Consider the following 24,938-nt stretch of genomic DNA (forward strand, 5'->3'; position numbering starts at 1 on the left):
CTTTGCCTGACATTGAACAGCAAGCGCTTTGACACTAATAAGTATTAGAAAGTTGCGCATCGCCTGAATGATTATTTGCTTGATGTAACTCTGTTTCGTATCCAAGGATGGCGAAATGCAAGCCAGAACATTCGGAGACATGTGCACTCGCCCCAGGTAAAAAGCCATCCGCGCCAAGCGCACAAAAGAGTTAATGGATTTCCGTGAATGATTCCAGCTTTATGCTGATCGCTCTTAGGATTATTTTTTAAATTTCTTTGTGTCAGTGGCATTTCCCGCCCCCTCAAACTCTCCGCTCTCGCATACATCCAATGTAAGCACGTCACGATTGTTCAGCCTAGCTGGCAGTAGTGAAATATGGCTTAGATGCCATGGAGAAAAATATGAAACGTATGCTGTTTAATGCTACGCAGCAAGAAGAGTTGCGCGTAGCAATCGTCAATGGGCAAAAACTGATTGACATCGATATCGAAACTACTGGACGCGAACTCCGTAAATCGAATATCTACAAAGGTGTTATTACACGCATCGAACCTTCCTTAGAAGCCTGTTTCGTCAATTATGGCGAAGAACGTCACGGCTTTTTACCTTTCAAAGAAGTTGCTCGCAGTTACTTCAAAGAAGGTATCGACGTCCGCAATTCATCGATTAAAGATGCCTTGCGCGAAGGCCAAGAAATCATCGTTCAAGTAGAAAAAGAAGAACGCGGCAATAAAGGCGCGGCTTTGACTTCCTTTATTTCTTTGGCTGGTCGTTATTTGGTCTTGATGCCAAACAACCCGCGTGGTGGTGGTGTTTCCCGCCGCGTTGAGGGCGAAGATCGTCAAGAATTACGCGAAACCATGGACAAGTTGGACTTACCACAAGGCATGTCCGTTATTGCTCGTACCGCTGGTATTGGCCGCAATGTCGATGAATTGCAGTGGGATCTCAACTACCTGATGCAACTGTGGCGCGCGATTGATGGCGCTGGCAAATCTGCACAAGGCGCTTTCCTGATTTATCAAGAATCCTCTTTGGTGATCCGTGCGATCCGCGATTATTTCCAACCGGATATCGGCGAAATCCTGATTGACACCGACGACATCTACGAACAAGCACAGCAGTTTATGAGCCACGTGATGCCCGACATGGTGCACCGTGTAAAGCGCTACAGCGACGACGTGCCATTGTTTTCACGCTTCCAAATTGAGCATCAGATTGAAACAGCGTACTCACGCACTGTGCCTTTGCCATCTGGCGGCGCGATCGTAATTGACCATACAGAAGCGTTAGTTTCAGTGGACGTCAACTCCGCCCGTGCAACACGTGGTGGCGACATCGAAACAACGGCATTCAACACCAATTGTGAAGCGGCTGAAGAAGTTGCGCGTCAATTACGTTTGCGTGACTTGGGTGGTTTGATCGTGATCGATTTTATCGACATGGAAAACGCCAAGAATCAACGCGAAGTGGAAACTCGTTTGAAAGATGCTCTGCGCTATGACCGCGCTCGCGTTCAAATGGGTAAGATTTCCCGTTTCGGCTTAATGGAATTATCCCGTCAACGCCTGCGCCCTTCTCTTTCAGAAGGTAGCCATGTCACTTGCCCTCGTTGTAACGGCACTGGCCATATCCGTGATACCGAATCTTCCGCATTGCAAGTCTTGCGTATTATCCAAGAAGAAGCGATGAAGGAAAACTCGGCAGCGATCCACGTCCAAGTTCCAGTCGATGTCGCAGCCTTCTTATTGAATGAGAAGCGTGGCGAAATCCTGAAAATTGAAAACCGTCATCGTGTGACTGCAATCTTGATTCCAAATAAACACTTGGAAACGCCACATTACAAACTCGATCGTTTGAAACATGACGATCCACGCTTGGAAGAAGCGCACGTCAGCTATGCAATGGCAGAACAAGCAGATACGGACATTGGTTACAGCAAACGTCAGAAAGATGATGTCAAACCACGTCAAGAAGCTGTGGTAAAGAGCATCACACCAGAAACTGCACCGATCGTTGAGCGTAAGCCTGCACCTGTTGCCGTGGAAGTCAAAGAATCAAATGGTGGTGGTTTATTTGCTGGCATTGCGAAATTTTTCAGTTCTCTCTTCGGTAGTACAGAGCAGAAAACACCAGTACCAGAAGAAAAACCAAAACACGGTCGCGACCGAAATGATCGCAATCGACAACGCAATCGTGGGCAGAATGGTCGCAATGGCCGCAATGCGCGTACCGGCGCCGAAGAAGATCGTCCTGCAAGTACTAGTCCAAACGCGAATGGCAATACCAATCGCGCTGCAGAGAAAGACGTAACGAAGCCGGCTGCCGAGACACAAGCACAAACACGTCAAGGCAAACCAGCTCGTCCACCACGTGAAGAAAAAGAAGGCCAAGAAGGTCGTCGTGATCGTCAACAACGCCAACGCGATGCTAAGAAGGAATCCGGCAATTCAGAGAGCAAAACTGAAGAATTGACCAACCCAGCAGCCGTTAGCATTGTCACGGCACCCGCACTTAATAAGCCAAAAAATCAGGAAGTTCGTGAACCTCGCGAAAACCTTGTGGTAGCGCAAGAGCAAGATGGCACTGAGCAACAAGCTGAGGAGGGCCGTCGTCGCCGTCGTGGCGGTCGCAACCGTAATCGTCGCGATCGTAACGGTGCAGACAATTCTGAGTTGACAAGCAATCTGAATGAAACAAGTGCGGAACAAAAGCATGACGATCCTCCGGCATTCATACCCGTTGCAGATTTAATGATTAACGCACCTATTACTGTTGACACGCCGGCGACTACTGAAAACGCTGCTCAAGCAAATATCGCAAGCGTTGAAATAGCAGCGGAACAACCAGTACAAACTAGCCTCGATCTTGCTCCTGCAATCACAAAAGAGTTAGTAATTGAACCGGTCAATACTGTCATTACAACTCAAGCTGATACAGCAGCACCTGCAAACGTAGATGCAGCAATCCAGCCTGAATTGGCAATTGCTTCGATCGCTGAGCATGTAATTGCGCCGACAACCGCTGTTGTTGAGCCTGTTGCTGTTGAGCCTGTTGCTGTTGAGCCTGTTGCCGTGGAGTCTACTGCTGACGTCAGTCCTAACTCAGAGGATACAACGCCAGTTGTTGAGGTAAAAACAATTACTGAAGTTTCTCAACCACAGGTCGATGTGACACCAACGACCACGACAGTGGCGCTCAATGAAACACTGCCAATGTTCGCTGAGACAACTACTTCAGAAGCCCCGACACAATCAGCTGCACAAGAAGCTACAACGGTACCAGCCGTTGATTTAGGCTCCGTCTTAGCACAGGCTGGCTTAGTATTAGCTGCAACTGACCCAGTCAAATTGAAAGCTGCGCAAGAGGCATCTAATCAAGTGCTTGTTGCGCCTCGCCTCGGACGTGAACGCAAACCTGTAGCTGCCGTCGCTGATGAGCCTTTAGTTTTTGTAGAAACAAAAAAATAGTCGACATCCGCTATTAAATACAGCCCAGTCACTTTAAGTGCTGGGCTGTTTTTTTATCAATCAAATCTATTCAATCGACAACAAAAAATAGGCACTCGTGATATTGTGCTTAACATTGTCTTGCCGCCTTTTTTGACCCATGTCTACTAAATTCATTCCAATAACAATGCTTCCTACGGTCGGTAATCCAATGGATTTATCTTGGAATAATTTATCGTCACCAATTCCAATTGGAAAGCTCGAAGACCGCTTACATCGGCCGTTACAAGACTTGAGAATTTCAGTAACCGATCGCTGTAATTTTCGCTGCACATATTGCATGCCGAAAGAAGTGTTCAACAAAGATTATGTCTATTTACCCCAAAGTGATTTGCTCAGCTTTGAAGAGATCACGAGGCTAGCAGAGATTTTTGTCGCTCATGGCGTGACAAAAATTCGCTTAACTGGCGGCGAACCATTGCTAAGAAAAAATTTAGAAGAGCTAATACGCATGCTCAGTGCACTACGCACAATCGATCATCAAAAAATTGACCTTACCTTGACAACGAATGCTGCCCTATTAAAGCAAAAAGCACAGAGTTTAAAAGAAGCAGGACTAAATCGATTGACCGTCTCACTTGATGCACTCGATGACGACATTTTTAGACAAATGAATGACGTCGACTTCCCAGTGACGCAAGTGCTTGAAGGAATACAGGCGGCCGAGTCTGCTGGATTTAAGCAAATTAAAATCAATATGGTTGTTAAAAAAAATGTCAACGCTAACCAAGTCGTTGGGATGGCGCGATATTTCAAAAACACACCGCATATTTTACGTTTCATTGAATACATGGATGTTGGTTCATCGAATGCCTGGTGTCTCGATGAAGTCATGTCCTCGGCGCAGATTATCGACACGTTGGCACAAGCCGGTATGCCCTTGACCCGACTCCAGCCAAACAACAAAAGTGAGACCGCTGCACGCTACCAACATCTCGATGGGCAAGGAGAACTTGGTTTCATCTCTAGCGTTAGCCAAGCTTTTTGTCGTGATTGCAGTCGCGCACGACTCTCTACGCAGGGCATGTTATACACCTGCTTGTTTGCCAGCCAAGGTTACGACTTACGTCAATATTTGCGAAACCCTGTGCCAGATCAAGTATTGACGCACAGCGATACGACGATTTCCAACTTAATCGCAGCTATCTGGCAAAATCGTGGTGACCGCTATTCTGAATTACGTCGCATCGCGAGCGATGGATCAAGCACAAAATCACAAAAAATCGAGATGTCTTATATCGGCGGGTGAAGAATTTTGTTATTCAAAAAATTTACCTAGCGAACTCAACTCATTTATAAAAACGATCAAGATGATTCCCATTAAACAAATTACTGGCTTGATATTGGCAGGTGGTCGCGGTATGCGTATGGGGCAAGTCAATAAAGGTCTGCAAGCATTCAAGAACGAAGCCATGGTTGCACATGTGGTGCGCAGGCTAAGTCCGCAAGTTACTCAGCTTATGATCAACGTCAATCAAGATACAGATCAATATGCACAATTTTCCGACTACTTAGTCGGTGACCTCATTCCCGACTACGCAGGTCCGCTCGCTGGCATCCATGCGGGCTTATCGCTTTGCACCACCGATTTTTTAGTGACGGCACCGTGCGACTCCCCTTTTTTACCACTTAATCTGGTCGAAAAACTTGCTGAAGCTTTGACGCAGGAGCAAGCTCAAATTGCCGTCGTCATAACCGCCGAAGCAGAAACAGTTTCACAGGAACTGGGCACGCGATGGCAACAGCAGCCTGTTTTTTGTCTGCTCAGAACTGACTTAAAATCCAATTTGGAAACGTTTCTCAACAATGGCGGCCGCAAAGTCAGTGATTGGTATCAAGATTTAAAGATCGTCGAAGTCGCATTTGACCATAGCGCTGATTTTCGCAATATCAATACAAGAGAAGAACTCATGCAATTCGCGACTGATGCCGACACACACACCACAAAAGCCGCATCGAATTGATAGCAATCCAAGTTAACATTATCTTTAATTCATTAAAGAATCTGTATTTATGAACCAAGTAAACGTTATACAAAACAACATCGTGCAGCAAAAAGAGAGCCAGTTCTTATCGGTTGCTCAAGCACAAAATTGGATACAAGCGCACATTAGACCGATTGCCGAATCTGAAGAAGTTGACTTAAAATCGGCGCTTGGTCGGGTATTAACACACGACGTGTTATCGCCAATTGACGTTCCTGCCCACAATAATTCAGCCATGGATGGTTACGCTTTTCATGGTGCGCAGATGCTCACGGATCAAGCTCTAAGTTTGACCATAGCGGGTGAAGCTTTTGCAGGCCATCCTTACACTAAGCAAGTCCTAGCCGGTACCTGTATCAGAATCATGACTGGTGCGGTCATGCCCGATTCCTGCGACACCGTTGTGCCACAAGAGCTAACGTCGACTTTAACAGATACCAAAATCAATATTCCAGCGAATTTGCTTCGACCAGGCGAGAATTGTCGTCTACGAGGTGAAGACTTACAAATTGGTAAATGTGCAATCGCCAAAGGAAAAACAATTGGAGCGGCGGAGCTTGGCTTACTTGCCTCATTAGGCATCGCTACGGTACACGTTCAAAGGCGACTCAGAGTCGCTTACTTTTCAACCGGCGATGAAGTACGCACACTTGGCCAGCCTCTAGAACCTGGATGCATCTATGACAGCAATCGCTATACTGTTTACGGCATGTTGTCGCGCCTTGGCTGCGACATCATTGACATGGGTGTCATCAAAGATCACCCCGAAGCCTTAGAGCAGGCATTGCGGTCTGCATGTGCGCAAGCAGATGTGATCATCACCTCAGGCGGCGTGTCTGTTGGCGCGGCTGATTACACCAAGCACGTGATGGCAAAATTAGGGCAAGTTGATTTCTGGACTATCGCCATGCGACCAGGACGACCTATGGCATTTGGCGCGATTCAATCAAATGGGAAATCGGCCTACCTATTTGGCTTACCCGGCAATCCAGTCGCGGTTATGGTGACTTTTTATTTTTTTGTTAAACAGGCCTTACAGCAAGCAATCGGCGCGAATCAAATTCCACCGCTACTAGTTCCTGCGATTTCACGAGACGGGATCCGCAAACGCTGTGGACGTACCGAATACCAGCGTGGAATTGCGAAGCGAAATTCACATGGCCAATTAGAAGTGGCCATTACAGGAAACCAGGGATCAGGCGTGCTTCGCTCGATGTCTGAAGCGAATTGCATGATCGTATTACATGATGATCAAGCTAACATTGACGCTGGCAACTTAGTGGATATCTTATTGTTTGAGGGCTTAATGTAGAGTTTTTTGGCATTTCATCCTCAAAACAAACAAAACTGTTCACATGTTTGCCTAATCTTGCAGAGATCGTGTTCCAATACGCCATTCACATTTATAATTGCAACACGGCAATTATCTAGACTTACTGAGCACGATGCGAGAAATAGACCTGCTAATTGACAAACCTAAGCAATTGCGACGAGCGCAGCAATGCCACCTCGTCGATGCTCCTTCACGCTTCATCGGGTGGTTTTCGAGCTTAAGCCTTGCACTTTTCTTGATAGTGACGATAAGCATCGCGCAAGCTGCTTTTGCACAAACCAAAGTTCCTTTACTCTCAGGTGAAAATCGCAATGAAAAAGGAGAGCTAACGCCTATTCCTGAGCGATTCACAAAGATTTTTGCGGCTATCGAAAAAGATTTATCGATTCAGTTCCAACTTCAACTCTATCCTTGGAACCGCGCAGTAAAAATCGCCAGTACCGAAGGTGGTCTGATTTTTGGATTGAGTTTAACCCCCGAGCGCGAAGCGATCTTCGACTTTTCAGAACCTGCGCTTTACCAGTATTTATGGCTAGTGACCCCAGCTGATCGACAATTCGAATTTAATTCAATTCAAGATTTAAAAGGCAAAACAATAGGCGTCGTGCGAGGATCAAAGTATGGTGGTGAATTCGATCAGCAAAGAAACATTCTATTCAAAACTGACGATGATATCGATGCATATGGACCACGATTAAAAAAACTTAGTAATCGACAAGTCGATGCCATTATTTTCTCAAGCGCACTCACCAATCCGCGAGACGTTGAAGAACTTATTCACAAAATTAAAATTCCAAATGAAACCGACGAACAATCGAATCAACGAGCGCGCTTTGTGGTGTTGGCAAACCCCGTTTTGAAAGACGGCATTCGTTTTGCTATTCTGCGCGGACAAAATCCAAAATTAATTCAGCAGATCAATCGCAGTTTGAAAAAAATGGTCGCAATCGATAAAAAAATAAAAAACAATACAAAATAATTAGCGTTAGTACGACTCACAACTTTTACAAAAGCATACAACTGTCTACAAAATTAGGACAGGAAAACAATTTCTGATTCTAAGAGCTCACCCTATACTCCAAGACTTCGTCATCAAGCTCTTGGAGTTCCACTTGAAATCAAAACTTTTATTCATCAGCTGCACCATCGCCTTAACCGCATGCGGTGGCGGCAGCGACAATGCCACATCAACACCGCAGAAAAAAGTCAGCGTATCAGAAGTCACTACCGATCAACTGGTTTACCGCAAAACCAGTGTCATGACGGTCAAAGGACAAAACCTAGATATGGGCATTAATTTATCCCACCCGGGCTGCCTGAAAATTACCGAATTAACGGGAAGTACAGCAACGCAAAAAGTCTTCAGTTGCAAACTCGTTGGGGTCGGCAGCGTTCCCGTCATCATTACTGACGGCAATAAAAATTCGCTCTACACAGGCAATCTAACAATCCCACTTGCCGCACAACCGCAGGTGACCATGAATACCTCTTTAGGCAATATTGTTATCGAGCTCAATCCCGCAAAAGCACCAATCACGGTCGATAACTTTTTGAATTATGTTGAGTCTGGTTTTTATGTGAACAAGATTTTTCATCGTGTCATCAAAAATTTCATGATTCAAGGAGGAGGATTTACCGCCGACTTATCTCAGCCAGCAACACAAGCACCAATCAAGTTAGAAGCTGGAAATGGATTGAGCAACTTACGTGGCACGATTGCAATGGCTCGGACTTCTGTGTTTGATTCAGCGACTTCGCAATTCTTTATCAACGCTGTCGATAATAAATCATTCGACGCAGTTGATGGCTATGCCGCATTTGGAAAAGTACTGTCTGGCCTTGATGTCGTAGATAAAATTCAAGCGGTACCGACCACAACGCGTTCAGGTCTCAATGATGTCCCAGTCAACAATATTCTTATCAATACCATGCTCCAAACCAAATAAATTTGGCGCTGCCTTGCATTGACTTGCAATGACTGGCAATGATTAAGGTTTACTCTCCCTCTTGGGGTCGGCTTGTATAGTCGACCCTTTTTTTATCCTTTAGCGAGTTCCAAAAGCAAGATTCCCGCACAAAATATCTGAGAAATCGATGAGTAAGAAAGTCAACTATTCGCCCCAATATTGATGTATCGTGAAGCTGTCACTCATAACAAACAGGCGTAATATGCGAATACCTACCTTGGTGGTTAGCCTCTTAACCGCAGCAAGTTTACTTACGGCGTGCAATGAGAAATATGCACCGATGGAAACAGTGAAACAGCTCGAGCTCACGCCCTATCTCGGCAAATGGTATCAAGTCAGTTTTATACCCAATAGTTTTCAATCGATGTGTGTTGCAGATACCCAAGCAGAATATCAACTTGAGAATCAAGACATCCGTGTCATCAATCGCTGCCGAACTAAAGACGGTAGCATTGAACAAGCAAATGGCATCGCCAAAGTGGTCGAGGCCAGTAACAACGCCAAACTGCGAGTGAGCTTTTTTCGCCCGTTTTATGGTAATTACTGGGTACTCGACTTAGATCCAAATTATCAGTGGGTCTTAGTGGGAGAACCCAGTCGCAAATATGGCTGGATACTGTCACGCACACCAGAGCTTGATCCCGCGATCCAAAAACGACTTTTAGATAAAGCCGAGACCTTAGGCTATCTCCGCACGCAATTTCAAGTTAGCCCTCAAAGTAATCCTCTCAAATAAGTGCTAAGTAAAGTTGAAACGCCCTGATCTTCAAATGTCGATCAGGGCGTTCTTTATCAAGCCAAACAATGGTCCGGCATGTCTACCAATTGAGCTGACAAGCGATTGCCAACATAATTAAGGCTAAAACAAAATAGATCGCCTGCAAAGGAATCATCCATTTCGCCCAAGTTACCCAAGGTATGCGTGCTAACGCCAAAACCCCCACAGTGATGCCAGAGGTTGGAATCATCGGTGTGGTGAACTCACCAAATTGAAAAGCCAGAACGGCCGTTTGACGCGATACACCGACGAGGTCTGATAGCGGCGCCATGATCGGCATCGTCAAGGCCGCCTGCCCGCTACCTGAATGAATAAAGAAATTAATCACAGACTGAATCACAAACATTTTGTGAGCTGCAAACACAGGATTGGCTGACTGCACTAAAGGCGTCAAATGAAACAACATGGTGTCAATGATATGCGCATCACGCGCCAAAATCATGGTGGCGCGCGCCAGCGCGATCACGAGTGCCGTCGTAATTAAATCTTTGGCTCCTTGAATAAAAGCATCAACAAATTCATCAGAGCTCAAACGCCCTACTATCCCAACTAGGATCGCCATGACTAAAAACAAAGCGGCGATTTCATTAATGAACCATTCATATTTTACGACTCCAAAAACCATCACACTCAAGGTCGCAACAAACATCCAGAGCACCGCTTTATGAATCTTGGTCATTCCCTCAAATGTACTCAGTTCATGATCCTGCTTTTGCGCACGTCGTTCTTGATCAATCGCATACGTTGGTGAGAGCTCTGGATTCTTTTTAATTCTTGCCGCGTACCACATCAAAAACGCAATGGTCAAAGCGGTAGCCAAAAACCAAACGACCAAGCGAAAAGCGATACCTGAAAATACTGGCACACCAGCGATACCTTGCGCAATGCCGACATTAAATGGATTTAAAAAAGCAGCGGCAAATCCAACCTGTGAACCTACAAACGGAATCGATACACCGACAATTGAGTCATACCCCAAGGCCAACGCCAATGGAATAAAAATCATCACGAATGGGATTGCTTCCTCTGCCATCCCAAAACTAGCGCCCCCCAATGAAAATAAGGTGACAAACACCGGAATAATCATGACCCGAACTAAGGATGAACGTGTATGCGCTAAGGCTACCGATTTGATCATCGAATCGATCGCCTGTGTCTTTTGTAAAACGGCAAAAGCCCCGCCAACGATCAAGACAAAGCCGATAATCAAAGCGGCTTCCACAAATCCTTTGATCGGTGACATCATCAAATCGACAAAGCCCTGAGGGTTGCTAGCGACATAATGAAACGAACTTGGATCAATCACGGTTTTACCATTGATCACTTGCGTTTCGTATTTGCCGCCCGGTACAAACCAGGTGGAAATCGCAAGCATCACCAACAGCGAAAACAGCAACACGAAGGTATTGGGCATTCTGATTTTTTTTAACATGCTAAGTCTCCATTTACTCTTTTCAATCGATTTACATCGACAATAAATTACCGTGCCGATAAGCCTTTGTTCCAGCGACTTTCGCGACCCGCATGCCATGTTGCGCATAACGTCTGGCGACTCGGGCATACAGCACACCAGATACGCTAGAAATCATCGGCGTGACGGCACCAGTGATGGGATCAATCACATCCCCAATGGATTCACCAGCAGCAACCATGTCTCCAGTGTTCTTGGTGAACACCAAAGCACCTGCATGTGCCGCAACAATTGGTTCTGACCCTTCCAGCGGGGTTGCTTGACAAAGCGCCTCAGGCATTGGTGCTGCTGTACCACCTATATGTCCAGATTGAATCAAGAATTGCAAAATCGCATTCGCATCTTGCTGCGCAAGCTCATGGGACAAATCACTCTCGCCACGTAACTCAATCGTAATCGCTTGACACCCCAGAGGAATCGGCGTCGCCGAGCCAAAGTGCTGCGCTAATTCCCACCAATGTCGTGAACATGATTCGTCAAATGGATCATCACCAGAGAGCACCGACAACAACACAGCACGCGCACCTAAATACCGTCCCAAAGGCATCGTTGCTTCGGCTAAGGGCGTGCCAGTGTAGAGATGCATCACTGCTTGATTATCGCAATGCAAATCGAGCACGATGTCTGCATCAATCGCTAAAGTTTGTAGAATTTTTTTGAGTGCTGCGGCCTCATTCGCTGGCTGCAACTGCGCTAAAATCGCGAGAGCTTCGCGTCGTATCAACGCGACATTTTCGGTCGCATCTGTACTCAAACAACCAGCTAGTTTCTCGACCAACGCTGGCGTCAAATATTGATAGGCACGGTTAAAATTAATTCCCGTTGCCAAATCAAAGCGACCAAAGGCGCTTCCTTGTATGTCTTGCGCCAGACCGATCGGATTAGCAACCGGAACTAAGACAATCTCACCCACTATGGCATTAGCTTGCTCTAAAGCGAGTAAGCTCTGTCGCAAATAATGACTGACCAACATGCCGGGAATCTCATCCGCATGCAAGGATGACTGGATGTACACTTTCTGTGCACTCTTCGCATGGCCGAAATGCAAGCTGGTTATTTGGCGTGTGGTGCCTGCACTAATCGCTGGCAATGGATGGTTTTCAATTCGCATAGTTCGGTACTCTCTCTCGTCTATTTTTCAATCAATACAAAATACGTTTGGCAGTGCAGGCTGGCATCTCTTTACGTGTGGCTACCGCTTGTTTGTCGCTATATTGCTCGCTATATTGCCCACTACATCAACGACTTAAAATTATTCATCAATCCAGCCTTTACCCAACAAATCAGACCCAAAATAAACGAAACAACAATTTTATGTCTGATTTTTTACACATTCTAACTTTATGAAAAAAATCTGACAATAACTATTGAAATTTATTTTGATTCGTTCTAAAGTTCGTCATCGAGATTGTTCAGAATTTTTCAAAATCCAAAAAATGAAAAAAAACCTTACACCAACCGAATCGCACTCACCCGATCTAGTATTTGCCAAATCGAGTTTAGGTGAGGCCTTGATGGCGCAGCTAAAAGATGGTTCATCTTCTTATAAACGAATTGCTGATTATCTGCTACGTAACCAAGTCAAAGTGACTGCTTTAGGCATTGAAGATATGGCAGAACAGTGTGAAGTATCCACTGCTACCATCAGTCGCTTTGCCCGAGACCTGAATTTTACAAACTACGCTGCACTGAAAAACAAAATCGCGGAAACAGTACAAGAAATCTTTTCGCCAGTCGAAAAACTTCGCAATACCATAGAAGGTCGAAAAAACACGTCATCACCAATGGGTGCTAGTTTGCAATCCGCGTTGGCGAATATCAATGCAGCGAGCCAAGGAATTAACGACGACCAGATTGATCAAATCATCACCCGCTTAGCAAAAGCCGGCACCGTCTACATCATGGGTTTTGGCATTAGTTCGCATCTTGCTGGCATGTTGGCATTACACCTGCAACCCTACTGCAACCATGTAGTCGAAGTCGTCGCCTACGGTGGCACTGAAGTCGCGGCAGGTAACCTTGCAAGTATTTCAGATAAAGATGTGTTGATCGTCATTTCATTTCCGCGCTATGCCCTGGATGTGATTCGCCTGACTGAATTCGCACGCAAACATTCGACATGTATCGTGGCGATCACCGATTCATCCGCGTCACCCATTGCTCAGCTTGGCGATTATTTATTATTAGCGCCAAGTAGCCATGCTGTATTGGCTAGCAGCTCCAGCGCAGCAACCGCCGTCATCGAAGCTTTAGTCAGCAGCATGATGGTGTCCAATAAGAAAAACGTTGAGAAAGCGATCCGCTTAACAGAAGCGCTCTCAGGCTATTTACACAATAACGATAACGCACCAAGAACCATGCAACTGGAAAGTCGCAAGCCGAAAAAGTAGTTCCCCTTCCCTATTTTTATCAATCAACGAGCACTTGAAACAGTGCTCGATAGGGAGCCCTTTTTTGCAAATTTTTTAGTCATACTTTTTTCAAAAACTGAGGAGTACAAAGAAATGAAACATCAACAGCAAAGCTGGAATGCAGTCCCCAAAAAACTTACAGCAGCAACTTGGTCTGCACTAGGCGTCATGGCGATCTTGAGTGTCGCAAACGGCAATGCCATCGCACAAACGCAGACTGAAGAAGTCGCCGTACAAAAAGTTGAAATTACGGGTTCATCGATCAAAAGAATTAATGCAGAGACAGCTTTGCCTGTACAAGTTATTAGTCGTCAAGATATTGCCAAAACTGGTGCAACGACAGCAGAACAATTGCTAAGCACGCTGACGGCTAACACCGGTTACACCCAAGAGTCCGCAAGTATTAGTGACAAACCTGGTTCCAGTGGCTTATCTGGCGCTAACTTACGTGGCCTTGGCGTTTCGTCGACACTAGTCTTGTTGAACGGTCGCCGTATGGCCGCTTTCGCCTTCGGCGGCGAAGGAACCGACTTGAACTCCATTCCTTTATCGGCGATTGATCGCGTTGAAGTATTGAAGGATGGCGCATCTGCTGTGTATGGTGCGGATGCCGTTGGTGGCGTCATCAACTTCATTACGCGCAAAGACTTCAGAGGTTTTGAAGCGAGCGTCAGTGGCATGCGTACAGCGGAAGGTGGCGGTGGTGACACGGCGCTGAGCTTGCTCGCGGGATTCGGAAATATCAATAATGATGGCTACAACTTTTTCGCTAGTTTGCAGCACAAAAAAAATGATCAATTGCGCACATCACAACGCGACTTCGCGGTCAGTGCGTGGCGTCCATTAGAAGCTCGCGGTTATCCTGACAACTTCACTTCAGCAAACACATTCCCAGCTGGCATCTACTCAGTATCCCCAAGCCGTTATTTGGGCAATCCAAGTGCGCCAGATTGCGCAGGACCATCAAGTATCTTGATCGCCGGCGCTTGCCGTTTCGACTACCAAGCGGCAGCTGACGTTTATCCGGAATCACAAAAAACGAATTTAATCACACGTGGTACTTTCGCAATCAATTCTGACCACACCCTGATCGCAGAATTTACCGCCTCCAAAAACGATGCCAAGTATCGCTTGTCACCAACTGGCGTTAATGGCGCTCAAGGAACCCGCAGCAGCGCATGGACTTATCCTGCTGGCGGCCCATTCTATCCAAAAACTTACGTCAACTCTGCTGGACAAACGGTGGCGACTGACGGCAAACCTTTCAATGTCCGCATCCGCTTGACACCAGGTGGTGCACGCACGAATGGCCAAGAATCAGAACAACAGCGTTTGTTGTTGGGCGCGGAAGGTGTCATCGCAGGTTGGGATTACAACACAGCTTACGCCCACTCTGTTTCAGAAAATACGCAAACGCTCACCAACGGTTACTACGATAGAGCACTGCTCTTAGCTGCATTCAAAACGGGCAAAATCAATCCGTTTGGCGCCCAAAGTGCAGAAGGTCAGGCTCTATTGGATTCAGCAGAACGTAACATCGACGGTCGCAAAGGCAAGTCAACTACGGATGTGTTTGACGCACGCTTTACCCGTGAAATCGCGCAACTTGATGCGGGCGCTGTCGGCATGGCGACAGGTATCGAATTCCGTCGTGAAAAATTGGAAGATAACTCTTCTGATGAAATTTTGGCAGGCACAATCTATTCCACATCCAAATCACGTCGTGTTTCTGAATCACGCGACGTGAAAGCTATCTTCGCTGAATTCGATGTCCCGTTGACGAAAGAATTGAATGCGCAGATGGCGATACGTCACGACTCTTACGGCGGCAATATCGGCAGCTCGACGAATCCTAAATTGGCATTGCGCTACCAACCAAGTAAGGATCTCTTGTTCCGTGCTTCTTTCGGTACAGGCTTCCGTGCTCCGACGATGAAAGACTTAGACCCATCTACGGTTGAGACCTCAACTGGTGGCTTGTATTTCGATACGATAGGCTGTACGAAATTCAAGTCACAATGCTATAGCGATCAAATTCCAACAACAGAAGCTGGCAATGCCAATCTAAAACCAGAAAAATCCAAGCAATTCTCGATGGGTGTTGTCTGGGAACCATTAGCTGCATTCTCTGCAGCGATCGATTACTGGAGCGTGCGTAAGACGGATGTGATTAAGTTTGCACCAGAAACCTTGATCGATACCGATCCTGAATTCGTAGAAAAATCGATTACCCGCGACAGCGATGGTTTCATTGAAAACTGGGCATTGACTGCGCAAAACCAAGGTAAAGAAACCAAGAGTGGTATCGATTTAAATTTTGCTTATCGCACCAAGTTCGATGGCATGGGCAAAGTGACGACGCGCTTGTCGGGCACCTTGATGACAAAGAGCGAGCAACAATTCTCTGCCAACTCCAAAGTGTTTGATAATTTGGGCAAATGGGGCTTTGAATATGTGACACCAAAATGGCGCCATCGTTTAAGTGCTGATTGGGACATTGGTAACTGGGGTATGACGATCGCAAACAGTTTCCAATTGCATCATGAAGATCAGCAATTAGATCCAAGTGGGAAGCGTCCAACAGTTGCCTCCTATAGCTTGTGGGATTTGCAAGCTGGTTACTATGGCTTCAAAGGTTTGAAGATTACAGGTGGGGTCTTGAATGTGTTGAATACCAAGCCACCATTCTCGAATCAAACGCTCACCTACTTCGCGGGCTTTGATTCCACCTACGTTGATCCACGTGGTCGCTCATACTATGTACGCTTGAATTATGCATTTTAATGCAGCGTAAGAAATGAGGCAGTAAAACGAGAGAGAAGCCTGCGCTTCTCTCTCGTGACCTATGGTTGATTTCTTGTGCGGTAATTCCCCGCATTTGGGGTAGCATCTCTAGATTGTTACCCCTTTTTTTATTTGTCTTCTCTTCGAACCAAGATGACTTCTACCTCGCCATTTTCAACAAAAATCCTGCTCGCCGGTGCGATCGCTCTCAGCCTCTTTTTAACCAACCTCGCAAGCAATCTATCCGCAGTCGAATTGCCTACAGATCCACGCCATGCAGACGATAAAGTCCAAGGTTCCTTGGTAATCATTGGTGGCGCCCTGCGTAATGACAATGCTGCTGTATGGCAAAGCATCGTCAAAGAAGCAGGCGGACAAGGGAGCAAAATCGCCATTATTCCCTCCGCGTCAGCCAACCCACAGCGGGCTGCAGAATTTGCTGCAGCGGCGCTCAATCAGCACGGTGCTGACGCTTTCATCGTTCCCTTGTCGACGAAATATACTGACGTCGATCCCTCGAAGGCCCCTCATAAAATACGAAAAGACCCACATTGGCTAGAGCAAATACGACAAGCGAAAGCCGTCTATTTTACGGGCGGAGATCAGGCCAAAATCACTGCGGCCTTGCGTGAAGACAATGGTCAGCCTAGCCCGATGCTTGAAGCGATTTGGGCCCTTTATCGTCACGGTGGAGTCATCGCGGGAACCAGTGCTGGTGCAGCCATCATGAGTACGACGATGTTTAACAACGCAAAAGGTGTACTCGACACATTGAAACTGGGTGTCAAAGATGGCGATGAAATCGCAGACGGCCTAGGCTTCGTAGGGCCACAAGTTTTCATCGATCAACATTTGATCATTCGTGGACGATTTGCCCGCATGTTACCCGTCATGCTGAGCAAGTCCTATCAACTGGGGCTGGGTATAGACGAAAATACGGCATTACTGGTGCGCCAGCAAAATGAAGTCGAAATTATCGGTTACAAGGGCGCCATTCTTTTTGATTTGAGTAACACAACAACGAACCCTAACTTTACCGAATTCAATCTACAAAACGCACGCATCTCCTATTTATCACACGGCGATCGATTCAACATTCATACCAAGCAAATCAAACCAGCCGCTGACAAAAGTCGCGTCGACTCTGTGCGATCTGAAGATACCGATCAAGCACCGACATTTCATCCAAATATTCTGGCAAATACTGCGGTCGTCGAGTTGATGTCGCAGCTAATGGAAAGCTCTCACCAGACTGCAAAAGGTTTGGCGTTTAGCGATCATCGAGGATCGAAACCCCAATTGGGCTTTGAATTTACTTTTACAAAAATGCCTGACAGTAGCGCCTACTTTTCCAGCGTAACAGGTTCGGAGGCATTTACCTTGATTCGACTCAGGCTCGATGTAGTCCCAATTACGATGGCCAATCGACTGTATCAAGCGATGCCAAGCCAACGCTAAGAATCTGCAAACATACGAGTCACGTTCAGCAAGGCGTTTCCTTTATATTACTTTTTTGTTGTATTTTTTACTGTTTTGGCGAATGTCGCGAATAAGCATTCCACGATACCCAGTAACTTGATTTAAGCTCCATTCAATCAAATCAAGAAGGTCACTATGGATAATGGGCTAGCAAACCAAACGTTCGATACCAATCGGAAAGTCAATCTCCTACTGAGCCGCTATGGAGAGAGTCATCAACACCCGACGAATGAAAAAATTCACTTCGTCTGTGTGCCAGTCATTATGTGGACAGTCCTTGCCTTAGCTTGGAGTTTGCACCCCGTTTTGGCATTGTCGCTGACAGGCCTCGCCTTAATTTACTATGCGAGTCTGTCGATAGGATTTGCGATTGGTATGAGTATGATGGCTGCCGTCATGATTGGTATTTTACACAGCATGCCACAAGACCTGATTTTGACAGTCGCGGTTGTAGCCTTCGTTATTGCATGGATTTTTCAATTTATTGGACACAAAATCGAAGGGAAGAAGCCATCCTTTTTTGAAGACTTACAATTTCTCTTAATCGGCCCTCTTTTTGTGATCGGCTTTTTATATCGACGTTGGAAATTGCCATACTAGTGTTTCGAAAAAGCATCTATTCAAACAAAAAACGCGCTCTTCCAAGCGCGTTTTTTTGTGCCCTAACAAGTTTAACTAGTCTACTCAGTCACTTGTATAGCATCGATAGGCCAGCACCAAATTATGACAAGCTCCAGACGTGCTCTAATTTTGCCCAAGCTTGTTGCGCCTTACCATCTTTAACAGCTGGCTTAAATTTGCATGAGGAATAAATCTTTACCGCAGCCTTGTCTAGTGTTTTGGAACCACTAGACTGTTCGACCTTGGAGTCAACTACGTTGCCATCGGCACCGACCAAAACTGATAACATCACGGTACCCGTTTCTTCATTCATCAAAGATGATTTTGGATAAACAGCTTTCTCACAAGTTTGCTTCTCTACCAAAGGAACTTCAGCAGCATTCACGGCCAATACGGAACTTAATAAAGCAACTGTTAACAAGATTTTTTTCATAGTCAGATCATGGAAATTAGATTGAATTTTGCCCATGAGGTAATCGATTTAAAGAATTAAATTGCCGCATGGAAAGAAACGACATTCTAAATCGTTTTTTTCCACAAGGCAACTACTTTGCGTAAAATTTAATCAGTATATTTTGCCTTATGTAAATATATTCTCTCGCAACAGACGTAAAAAAGCCGAACATGTTTTGCAACATGTTCGGCAAAAAATCATTACATGCCTGGGAAGCAGTGGATCATTCTGACTCAAAGAATCGCTTCCTTCAATTAAGAGCTAAGGTGCTGCCTTGTGGGAAGCATCTTCAGCACTAACATTAGGAGATCCAAATGAAGACGAAACAATCCCACGTAATGATCACAACAAGACTTTATTCGTAGGTCGCGTTTAGATTGACATCTGTGAAAGCTAGCTTCGCTCTCAACGTAATGTGTTAACACTGTCCTGCGGTCGGTGTCGCTAACAAAACATCCTCACCACAGTCATAATTACAAGCTAGCGTCTGAAATATCCTATCTCGCAAACCCCACACAAACGGTAGTAACTTAAACCTTGTTTCACCTCCCTTGGAAAAAACAAGCCTCAAGCAAAGACAACCTATCTTATAAATATATTTAATAAATATCAATGGTGTATTCGATAAAATGCGTGGATGAAAGACAATTAGATGAAAAAAAAGAGTAAATTTTGGCAAGGTAATGAAATATGAAATTTTGCTCGGAAGTGAAATTCAAAGCCCAAACAAAATTCTAAATTCCGTGGCGAATTGGCGAATTTCCCATATAAATCATAGGCATTGATATCATTTTGTTCGGTTAATCAAGAAAAGAAAATCTTAATTAGCTACTTATTTAGCTGCAATCGAGGAAAAAATACTAACACCAAGCTCTGCATACACTAAATAGAAAATCGGTGAGAAGCCAAGTTCGAAGTTTTAAGTGAAATTAAGCCAATTTTGCAATTGTCATAGAGCGTGGTTCAGTATATTTGACACCTCAATTACTCTTTTGAAATGAATGCGTTTCAACTCTCGACTTCATCGTCAGATTTCCACTTGTCACTTTCATTTTCCTAGCAAATTCATAGCCTCGCTGCTGTAGTACCGCTACTTGCTTATTTTTGCTTGTAGCAAGTTGGCATCTTTTTTGGGCTTCTTGGTGACTGTAGGCGGTCTAAATAATCAAGAGACACTGCAATCTGGCATCCGATGGGGGCGTGCTTTTTATGATCGCTGCCAGCACAGCGTGATTTTTTGCGACTTTCCTTGGTTGCCTAATTTCCGAACTGCGCAAAAAATCTAAACATTGATACTAGACTCTCGATTTATCGAAATAGATACTCTAATTATCAAACCGCAGTCACATCGTTCAAATAAAAAAACGGACATGCGAATTGCATGTCCGTTTTTTTGCAAACTCACATGTCGTTTTGCGACATGTGAAGGCACTCATTTTAAGAACTAAGCTTACTCATAATCACTCATCGGTACACAAGCGCAGAACAAGTTACGATCGCCGTAGACATTGTCAGCACGACCTACCGGTGCCCAGTATTTTTGCTTACGCAATGCTGGTACTGGGAAAGCCGCCACTTCGCGACCGTAGGCGTGATTCCATTCGTTGGCGACCAATACTTCTGCAGTATGTGGTGCGTTTTTGAGTGGATTGTCTTTGGCGTCAAATTCACCGCTGGCCACCTTAGCGATTTCTTCACGGATGACGATCATCGCATCGATGAAACGATCCAACTCAGCTTGTGATTCGCTTTCTGTTGGCTCAATCATCAACGTACCTGGCACTGGGAAGCTCATCGTCGGTGCATGGAAACCGAAGTCGATCAAACGCTTTGCTACGTCTTCATTCGAGATGCCGGTTGCATCTGTCAATGGACGCAAATCCAAAATACATTCATGCGCTACCAAGCCATCATGGCCTGTGTACAGTACTGGGTAATGTGGTGCCAAACGCTTAGCGATGTAGTTCGCTGCCAAGATCGCTGTTTCCGTTGCTGCTTTCAAGCCTTCTGCGCCCATCATGGCGATGTACATCCACGAGATTGGCAAAATCGATGCTGAACCGAACGGTGCTGCGCTAACTGCTGAGATACCATCTTCACCGCGTACATAACCGGTTGATTTTTGATTCGGCAAGAACTTAGCCAAATGTGCGCCAACCGCGACTGGGCCAACACCCGGGCCGCCACCGCCGTGTGGAATACAGAATGTTTTATGTAAGTTCAAATGACTGACGTCGCCACCGAATTTACCTGGTGCAGCAACGCCGACCAAGGCATTCATATTCGCGCCGTCGACATACACTTGACCGCCGTGTGCGTGAACGATCTCGCACAAAGTTTGGATGCCTTCTTCAAATACACCGTGCGTAGATGGATAAGTTACCATCGCTGCCGCCAAATTGGCGCTGTGTTTTTCTGCTTTGGCTTTCAAATCAACCAAATCAACGTTACCGTTGTTATCGCATGCAACCACCACAACTTCCATGCCTACCATCGAAGCAGACGCTGGGTTAGTACCGTGCGCGGAGGATGGGATCAAGCAGATATTGCGATGTGCGTCGCCACGAGATTGATGGTAAGCCTGGATCACCAACAAGCCAGCATATTCACCTTGTGAACCTGCATTTGGTTGCAAAGAGACTGCGTCGTATCCAGTCGCTGCACACAACATCGCTTCTAACTGATCGATCATTTCGCGGTAACCGATCGTTTGATCGTTCGGTGCGAATGGATGGATGTTAGAAAACTCTGGCCATGTCACTGGGATCATTTCTGATGTTGCATTCAACTTCATGGTGCAAGAACCGAGCGGGATCATCGTGCGATCTAACGCCAAATCTTTATCTGCCAAGCTACGCAGGTAACGCAACATTTCGTGTTCAGCGTGATAGCGGCTGAAAGTTGGATGCGTCAAATAGGTCGTCGTACGCGCCAAGGCTGCTGGGAAAGCATCCGCGACGCTTGCTTCAGTCGCGTCAAACGCTGGTGCTGCTTTGCCTTGACCGAGGATAGACCACAAAGCTTCGATATCGGCACGGGTTGCGGTTTCATCGAGAGAAACGCCAACTTGTGTCGCGCTGATTTGACGCAAGTTATAACCCGCTGCTTGCGCTGCTGCGTGCAATGCTGCAGCGTCAGCAACATTGATCGTCAATGTATCGAAGAAACTACTGTTTGCGATAGCTACACCCATTTGTTTCAAACCAGCAGCCAAGGTACCAGTCAAACGATGTGTACGTTGAGCGATTTGTTTCAAGCCAGCTGGACCATGATACACGGCGTACATAGACGCGATCACTGCTAATAAAACCTGCGCTGTACAGATGTTAGAAGTCGCTTTTTCGCGGCGAATATGCTGCTCACGTGTTTGCAATGCTAAACGGTAAGCTTGCTTGCCTTGGGCGTCGATCGTCACACCGACTAAACGGCCTGGCATAGAACGCTTGAAGGCATCTTTCGTACCCATGAAGCCAGCGTGTGGGCCACCGAAGCCGAGTGGCACACCAAAGCGTTGGCTGTTACCGACAACCACGTCTGCGCCCCAAGTACCTGGCGCTTCGATCAGGGTCAACGCCAATAAATCTGCTGCAGCGATCACCATAGCGCCTTTAGCATGGATTGCGGTCGCAAATTCGCGGTAATCACGGATCTCGCCGTCTACACTTGGGTATTGCAATAACACGCCGAAGCAATCGTTTTCTAGAGCTTCATTCGCCGTCAACGTGCGCACTTCGATGCCCAATGGCTTAGCACGGGTTTCGATGATTTCACGTGTTTGCGGCAACACATCATGTGCTACGTAAAACACATTGGAATTCGATTTACCAACGCGTTGAATCAAGGTCATCGCTTCTGCAGCGGCTGTACCTTCATCGAGCATAGACGCATTCGCGATGTCCATGCCTGTCATGTCCATGATGACTTGCTGGAAGTTCAAAATCGCTTCTAAGCGACCTTGAGAAATTTCTGGTTGGTATGGCGTGTAAGCCGTGTACCAAGCTGGGTTTTCAAAAATATTACGCAGAATCACGCCAGGCGTGTGCGTGTTGTAATAGCCTTGGCCGATGAAAGACTTGAGCACTTTATTTTTGCTCGCCAATGCCTTCAATGTTGCCAATGCTTCAGTTTCAGATTTCGCTTCTGTGAATTGCGCCAATGGCAAAACATTTTTACGACGGATATTCGCTGGAACAATCGCATCGATCAACGCTGTACGATCCGCATAGCCCAACACTTTGAGCATAGCAGCTTGTTCTGCTTCAGATGGGCCGATATGACGGGCGATAAAGGCATCATGTGCCTCAAGTTGGGAAAGGCTAGTACGTGTCATGGTAGTCTTAAAAAATTAGAAAAATAAGTTCAACATCTAACCGCAGAGGCGCAGAGTACGCAGAGATCTTGATGAATTTCTCTGTGTACTCTGCGCCTCTGCGGCGTGGCTTTTCTTATATTTTTAGCCGATATTTTTTTGGTATGCTTCTGCTGACATCAACGCATCAACATCCGCTGCATTAGCTGGCTTCAATTTGAACAACCATGCATCAAATGCACCTGAATTGATAGAATCAGGTGCATCAACTACTGCATCGTTCACTGCAACAACTTCACCAGCGACTGGTGCGTACACGTCACCAGCTGCTTTCACAGATTCAATCACGCAGCAATCTTTACCTGCAGCCAGCACCGTACCGACTTTTGGCACTTCAACGAAAACGATATCGCCCAATGCATCTTGTGCGAAATCAGTAATACCAACGGACACTGTACCGTCGGCTTCAACGCGTACCCATTCGTGGGATTCTGTGTATTTACGATCTGCTGGAATTGTCATGTTGTTCTCCAAAAAATTTAAAATGATTATCTTTAAAAACTAAAAACAAAAACCTTTGCCGCAGAGGCGCAGAGATCGCTGAGAAATGCTTCAAAAGCCTCTGCGTACTCCGCGCCTCTGCGGCAAAAAATAATTAAGCTACTAAAACCTTACCATTACGCACAAACGGAAGCTTCACTACTGTCGCTACCAATTGCTTATCGCGAATCTGCACGTGAACCGTGTCACCAATCGCTACACCCATAGGCAAACGTGCCAAGGCGATTGCTTCTTGCATCGTTGGGCTGAAAGTACCGCTAGTGATTTCGCCTTCGCCCTGTGGTGTCACCACTTTTTGATGAGCGCGCAAGATGCCGCCTTTTTCACGCAGGATCAAGCCAAGGAATTGTTGTGTTTGACCTTGTTCATGCAAAGCTTTCTTACCGACGAAATCACGTTCAGCAACCAAGTCGATCGTCCATGCCAAACCAGCGTTCAATGGATTCACTGTTTCGTCCATATCTTGGCCGTACAAGTTCATGCCAGCTTCCAAACGCAATGTGTCGCGTGCACCTAGGCCTGCTGGCTTTACACCTACGGCTACTAAAGCATTCCACAAGTCAGTGATGCGTTCTGCAGAAACAGCGATTTCGAAACCATCTTCACCTGTGTAACCAGTGCGTGCGACCATCACTTCGCCGAAGGAAGTGTTTTCAACGATGACTGCATTAAATGGTTTGATGTCAGCACTAGCAGCTTTAGTCTCTGGCAAAACTTCCCATGCCTTTGCACGAGCATTTGGGCCTTGAACAGCGATCAAGCCATAAGAATTTGCACCGTCACGACGTTGTGTGATGGTGATACCAGCGTTCGTTGCTGAGTTGTGTGCATTCATCCACGCTACGTCTTTTTCCGCTGTACCGGCATTAACCACCAGACGGAACCAAGTTTCGTTCATAAAGTAGATGATCAAGTCGTCGATCACTGTGCCTTCAGGTTTTAACATGGCTGAGTACAGCGCTTTGCCTGGCACTTGCAATTTATCGACATTATTAGCGACCAAACCACGCAAGAAGCTACGTACGTTTTCACCCTTAAGGTCAACTACGCACATATGAGAAACGTCGAACATACCGACGTCAGTACGCACCGCATGATGTTCTTCGATTTGGGAGCCGTAGTTCACGGGCATATCCCAACCACCGAAATCAACCATCTTCGCGCCGGCTGCACGGTGTGCTGCGTTCAAGGGAGTTACTTTAAGAGTTGCTTGCGTCATGTGAGTGCCTCAGTACCAAGTTTGGACAGAAAAAGGGACGAAAAAAAACATACGAATCATTACATTCCGTATGCT

The 24,938-nt window shown here is 46.1% G+C and carries 17 protein-coding genes; 11 read left to right on the plus strand and 6 right to left on the minus strand.

Annotation, left to right across the window (positions count from 1 at the left end; genetic code table 11):
• Positions 1-383 precede the first annotated feature (383 nt).
• The 7 genes from H8K52_RS11825 (at position 384) to H8K52_RS11855 (ending at position 9,512) form a co-directional block, all read left to right on the plus strand.
• Complete coding sequence (locus H8K52_RS11825; protein WP_186923112.1) at positions 384-3,452, plus strand: Rne/Rng family ribonuclease; 3,069 nt, start codon at positions 384-386, stop codon at positions 3,450-3,452.
• Between the two features lie 139 nt (positions 3,453-3,591).
• Positions 3,592-4,740, plus strand: a complete 1,149-nt coding sequence (moaA, locus tag H8K52_RS11830) for a GTP 3',8-cyclase MoaA (protein WP_186923113.1) — start codon at positions 3,592-3,594, stop codon at positions 4,738-4,740.
• A gap of 61 nt (positions 4,741-4,801) precedes the next feature.
• The gene (gene mobA / locus H8K52_RS11835) at positions 4,802-5,455 is read left to right on the plus strand and encodes a molybdenum cofactor guanylyltransferase MobA (RefSeq protein ID WP_186923114.1); all 654 of its coding nucleotides are present in this window, start codon (positions 4,802-4,804) and stop codon (positions 5,453-5,455) included.
• A gap of 49 nt (positions 5,456-5,504) precedes the next feature.
• On the plus strand, positions 5,505-6,788 hold the full coding sequence (gene moeA, locus H8K52_RS11840; protein ID WP_186923115.1) for a molybdopterin molybdotransferase MoeA: 1,284 nt from the start codon (positions 5,505-5,507) through the stop codon (positions 6,786-6,788).
• A 133-nt stretch (positions 6,789-6,921) separates the two neighbouring features.
• A complete protein-coding gene (locus H8K52_RS11845) occupies positions 6,922-7,788 on the plus strand; it encodes a substrate-binding periplasmic protein (RefSeq protein ID WP_186923116.1) in 867 nt (288 codons plus the stop codon).
• Between the two features lie 133 nt (positions 7,789-7,921).
• Positions 7,922-8,755 (plus strand): peptidylprolyl isomerase, encoded by an 834-nt coding sequence (locus H8K52_RS21605; RefSeq protein WP_281387951.1) that lies wholly within the window; start codon positions 7,922-7,924, stop codon positions 8,753-8,755.
• A gap of 223 nt (positions 8,756-8,978) precedes the next feature.
• Entirely contained in the window at positions 8,979-9,512 is a 534-nt protein-coding gene (locus tag H8K52_RS11855; protein ID WP_186923117.1) for a lipocalin family protein, read from the plus strand.
• Positions 9,513-9,594: 82 nt separating this feature from the next.
• Here H8K52_RS11855 and H8K52_RS11860 read toward each other — a convergent pair whose 3' ends face one another.
• The gene (locus tag H8K52_RS11860; RefSeq protein WP_186923118.1) at positions 9,595-10,986 is read right to left on the minus strand and encodes a YfcC family protein; all 1,392 of its coding nucleotides are present in this window, start codon (positions 10,984-10,986) and stop codon (positions 9,595-9,597) included.
• 31 nt (positions 10,987-11,017) lie between these two features.
• On the minus strand, positions 11,018-12,136 hold the full coding sequence (locus tag H8K52_RS11865) for a succinylglutamate desuccinylase/aspartoacylase family protein (protein ID WP_186923119.1): 1,119 nt from the start codon (positions 12,134-12,136) through the stop codon (positions 11,018-11,020).
• Between the two features lie 325 nt (positions 12,137-12,461).
• Between H8K52_RS11865 and H8K52_RS11870 the strand changes: the two genes are divergently transcribed.
• The 4 genes from H8K52_RS11870 (at position 12,462) to H8K52_RS11885 (ending at position 18,299) form a co-directional block, all read left to right on the plus strand.
• The gene (locus H8K52_RS11870) at positions 12,462-13,415 is read left to right on the plus strand and encodes a MurR/RpiR family transcriptional regulator (protein WP_186923120.1); all 954 of its coding nucleotides are present in this window, start codon (positions 12,462-12,464) and stop codon (positions 13,413-13,415) included.
• Positions 13,416-13,529: 114 nt separating this feature from the next.
• The gene (locus H8K52_RS11875; protein ID WP_186923121.1) at positions 13,530-16,220 is read left to right on the plus strand and encodes a TonB-dependent receptor plug domain-containing protein; all 2,691 of its coding nucleotides are present in this window, start codon (positions 13,530-13,532) and stop codon (positions 16,218-16,220) included.
• Between the two features lie 153 nt (positions 16,221-16,373).
• Positions 16,374-17,678: a cyanophycinase gene (locus H8K52_RS11880; protein ID WP_186923122.1), complete on the plus strand. Its 1,305-nt coding sequence runs from the start codon at positions 16,374-16,376 to the stop codon at positions 17,676-17,678.
• Between the two features lie 156 nt (positions 17,679-17,834).
• A complete protein-coding gene (locus H8K52_RS11885; protein WP_186923123.1) occupies positions 17,835-18,299 on the plus strand; it encodes an Mpo1 family 2-hydroxy fatty acid dioxygenase in 465 nt (154 codons plus the stop codon).
• A gap of 121 nt (positions 18,300-18,420) precedes the next feature.
• Here H8K52_RS11885 and H8K52_RS11890 read toward each other — a convergent pair whose 3' ends face one another.
• The 4 genes from H8K52_RS11890 to gcvT form a co-directional block, all read right to left on the minus strand.
• On the minus strand, positions 18,421-18,753 hold the full coding sequence (locus H8K52_RS11890; protein WP_186923124.1) for an energy transducer TonB: 333 nt from the start codon (positions 18,751-18,753) through the stop codon (positions 18,421-18,423).
• A 1,471-nt stretch (positions 18,754-20,224) separates the two neighbouring features.
• Positions 20,225-23,104, minus strand: a complete 2,880-nt coding sequence (gcvP, locus tag H8K52_RS11895; RefSeq protein WP_186923125.1) for an aminomethyl-transferring glycine dehydrogenase — start codon at positions 23,102-23,104, stop codon at positions 20,225-20,227.
• A gap of 123 nt (positions 23,105-23,227) precedes the next feature.
• Positions 23,228-23,605 carry a glycine cleavage system protein GcvH gene (gene gcvH / locus H8K52_RS11900; protein WP_186923126.1) on the minus strand — a complete coding sequence of 126 codons (378 nt, stop codon included), beginning with the start codon at positions 23,603-23,605 and terminating at the stop codon, positions 23,228-23,230.
• Between the two features lie 133 nt (positions 23,606-23,738).
• The gene (gcvT, locus tag H8K52_RS11905) at positions 23,739-24,863 is read right to left on the minus strand and encodes a glycine cleavage system aminomethyltransferase GcvT (protein ID WP_186923127.1); all 1,125 of its coding nucleotides are present in this window, start codon (positions 24,861-24,863) and stop codon (positions 23,739-23,741) included.
• Positions 24,864-24,938: the final 75 nt, after the last annotated feature.

It is taken from the genome of Affinundibacterium seohonense, assembly GCF_014284305.1.
Classification (GTDB): domain Bacteria; phylum Pseudomonadota; class Gammaproteobacteria; order Burkholderiales; family Burkholderiaceae_D; genus Undibacterium; species Undibacterium seohonense.

Bases quoted from the DNA above. Each gene is read 5' to 3' on its own strand.
- H8K52_RS11825 (WP_186923112.1), top strand. From the start codon at position 384: ATGAAACGTATGCTGTTTAATGCTACGCAGCAAGAAGAGTTGCGCGTA.
- moaA (WP_186923113.1), top strand. From the start codon at position 3,592: ATGTCTACTAAATTCATTCCAATAACAATGCTTCCTACGGTCGGTAAT.
- mobA (WP_186923114.1), top strand. From the start codon at position 4,802: ATGATTCCCATTAAACAAATTACTGGCTTGATATTGGCAGGTGGTCGC.
- moeA (WP_186923115.1), top strand. From the start codon at position 5,505: ATGAACCAAGTAAACGTTATACAAAACAACATCGTGCAGCAAAAAGAG.
- H8K52_RS11845 (WP_186923116.1), top strand. From the start codon at position 6,922: ATGCGAGAAATAGACCTGCTAATTGACAAACCTAAGCAATTGCGACGA.
- H8K52_RS11855 (WP_186923117.1), top strand. From the start codon at position 8,979: ATGCGAATACCTACCTTGGTGGTTAGCCTCTTAACCGCAGCAAGTTTA.
- H8K52_RS11860 (WP_186923118.1), bottom strand. From the start codon at position 10,986: ATGTTAAAAAAAATCAGAATGCCCAATACCTTCGTGTTGCTGTTTTCG.
- H8K52_RS11865 (WP_186923119.1), bottom strand. From the start codon at position 12,136: ATGCGAATTGAAAACCATCCATTGCCAGCGATTAGTGCAGGCACCACA.
- H8K52_RS11870 (WP_186923120.1), top strand. From the start codon at position 12,462: ATGAAAAAAAACCTTACACCAACCGAATCGCACTCACCCGATCTAGTA.
- H8K52_RS11875 (WP_186923121.1), top strand. From the start codon at position 13,530: ATGAAACATCAACAGCAAAGCTGGAATGCAGTCCCCAAAAAACTTACA.
- H8K52_RS11880 (WP_186923122.1), top strand. From the start codon at position 16,374: ATGACTTCTACCTCGCCATTTTCAACAAAAATCCTGCTCGCCGGTGCG.
- H8K52_RS11885 (WP_186923123.1), top strand. From the start codon at position 17,835: ATGGATAATGGGCTAGCAAACCAAACGTTCGATACCAATCGGAAAGTC.
- H8K52_RS11890 (WP_186923124.1), bottom strand. From the start codon at position 18,753: ATGAAAAAAATCTTGTTAACAGTTGCTTTATTAAGTTCCGTATTGGCC.
- gcvP (WP_186923125.1), bottom strand. From the start codon at position 23,104: ATGACACGTACTAGCCTTTCCCAACTTGAGGCACATGATGCCTTTATC.
- gcvH (WP_186923126.1), bottom strand. From the start codon at position 23,605: ATGACAATTCCAGCAGATCGTAAATACACAGAATCCCACGAATGGGTA.
- gcvT (WP_186923127.1), bottom strand. From the start codon at position 24,863: ATGACGCAAGCAACTCTTAAAGTAACTCCCTTGAACGCAGCACACCGT.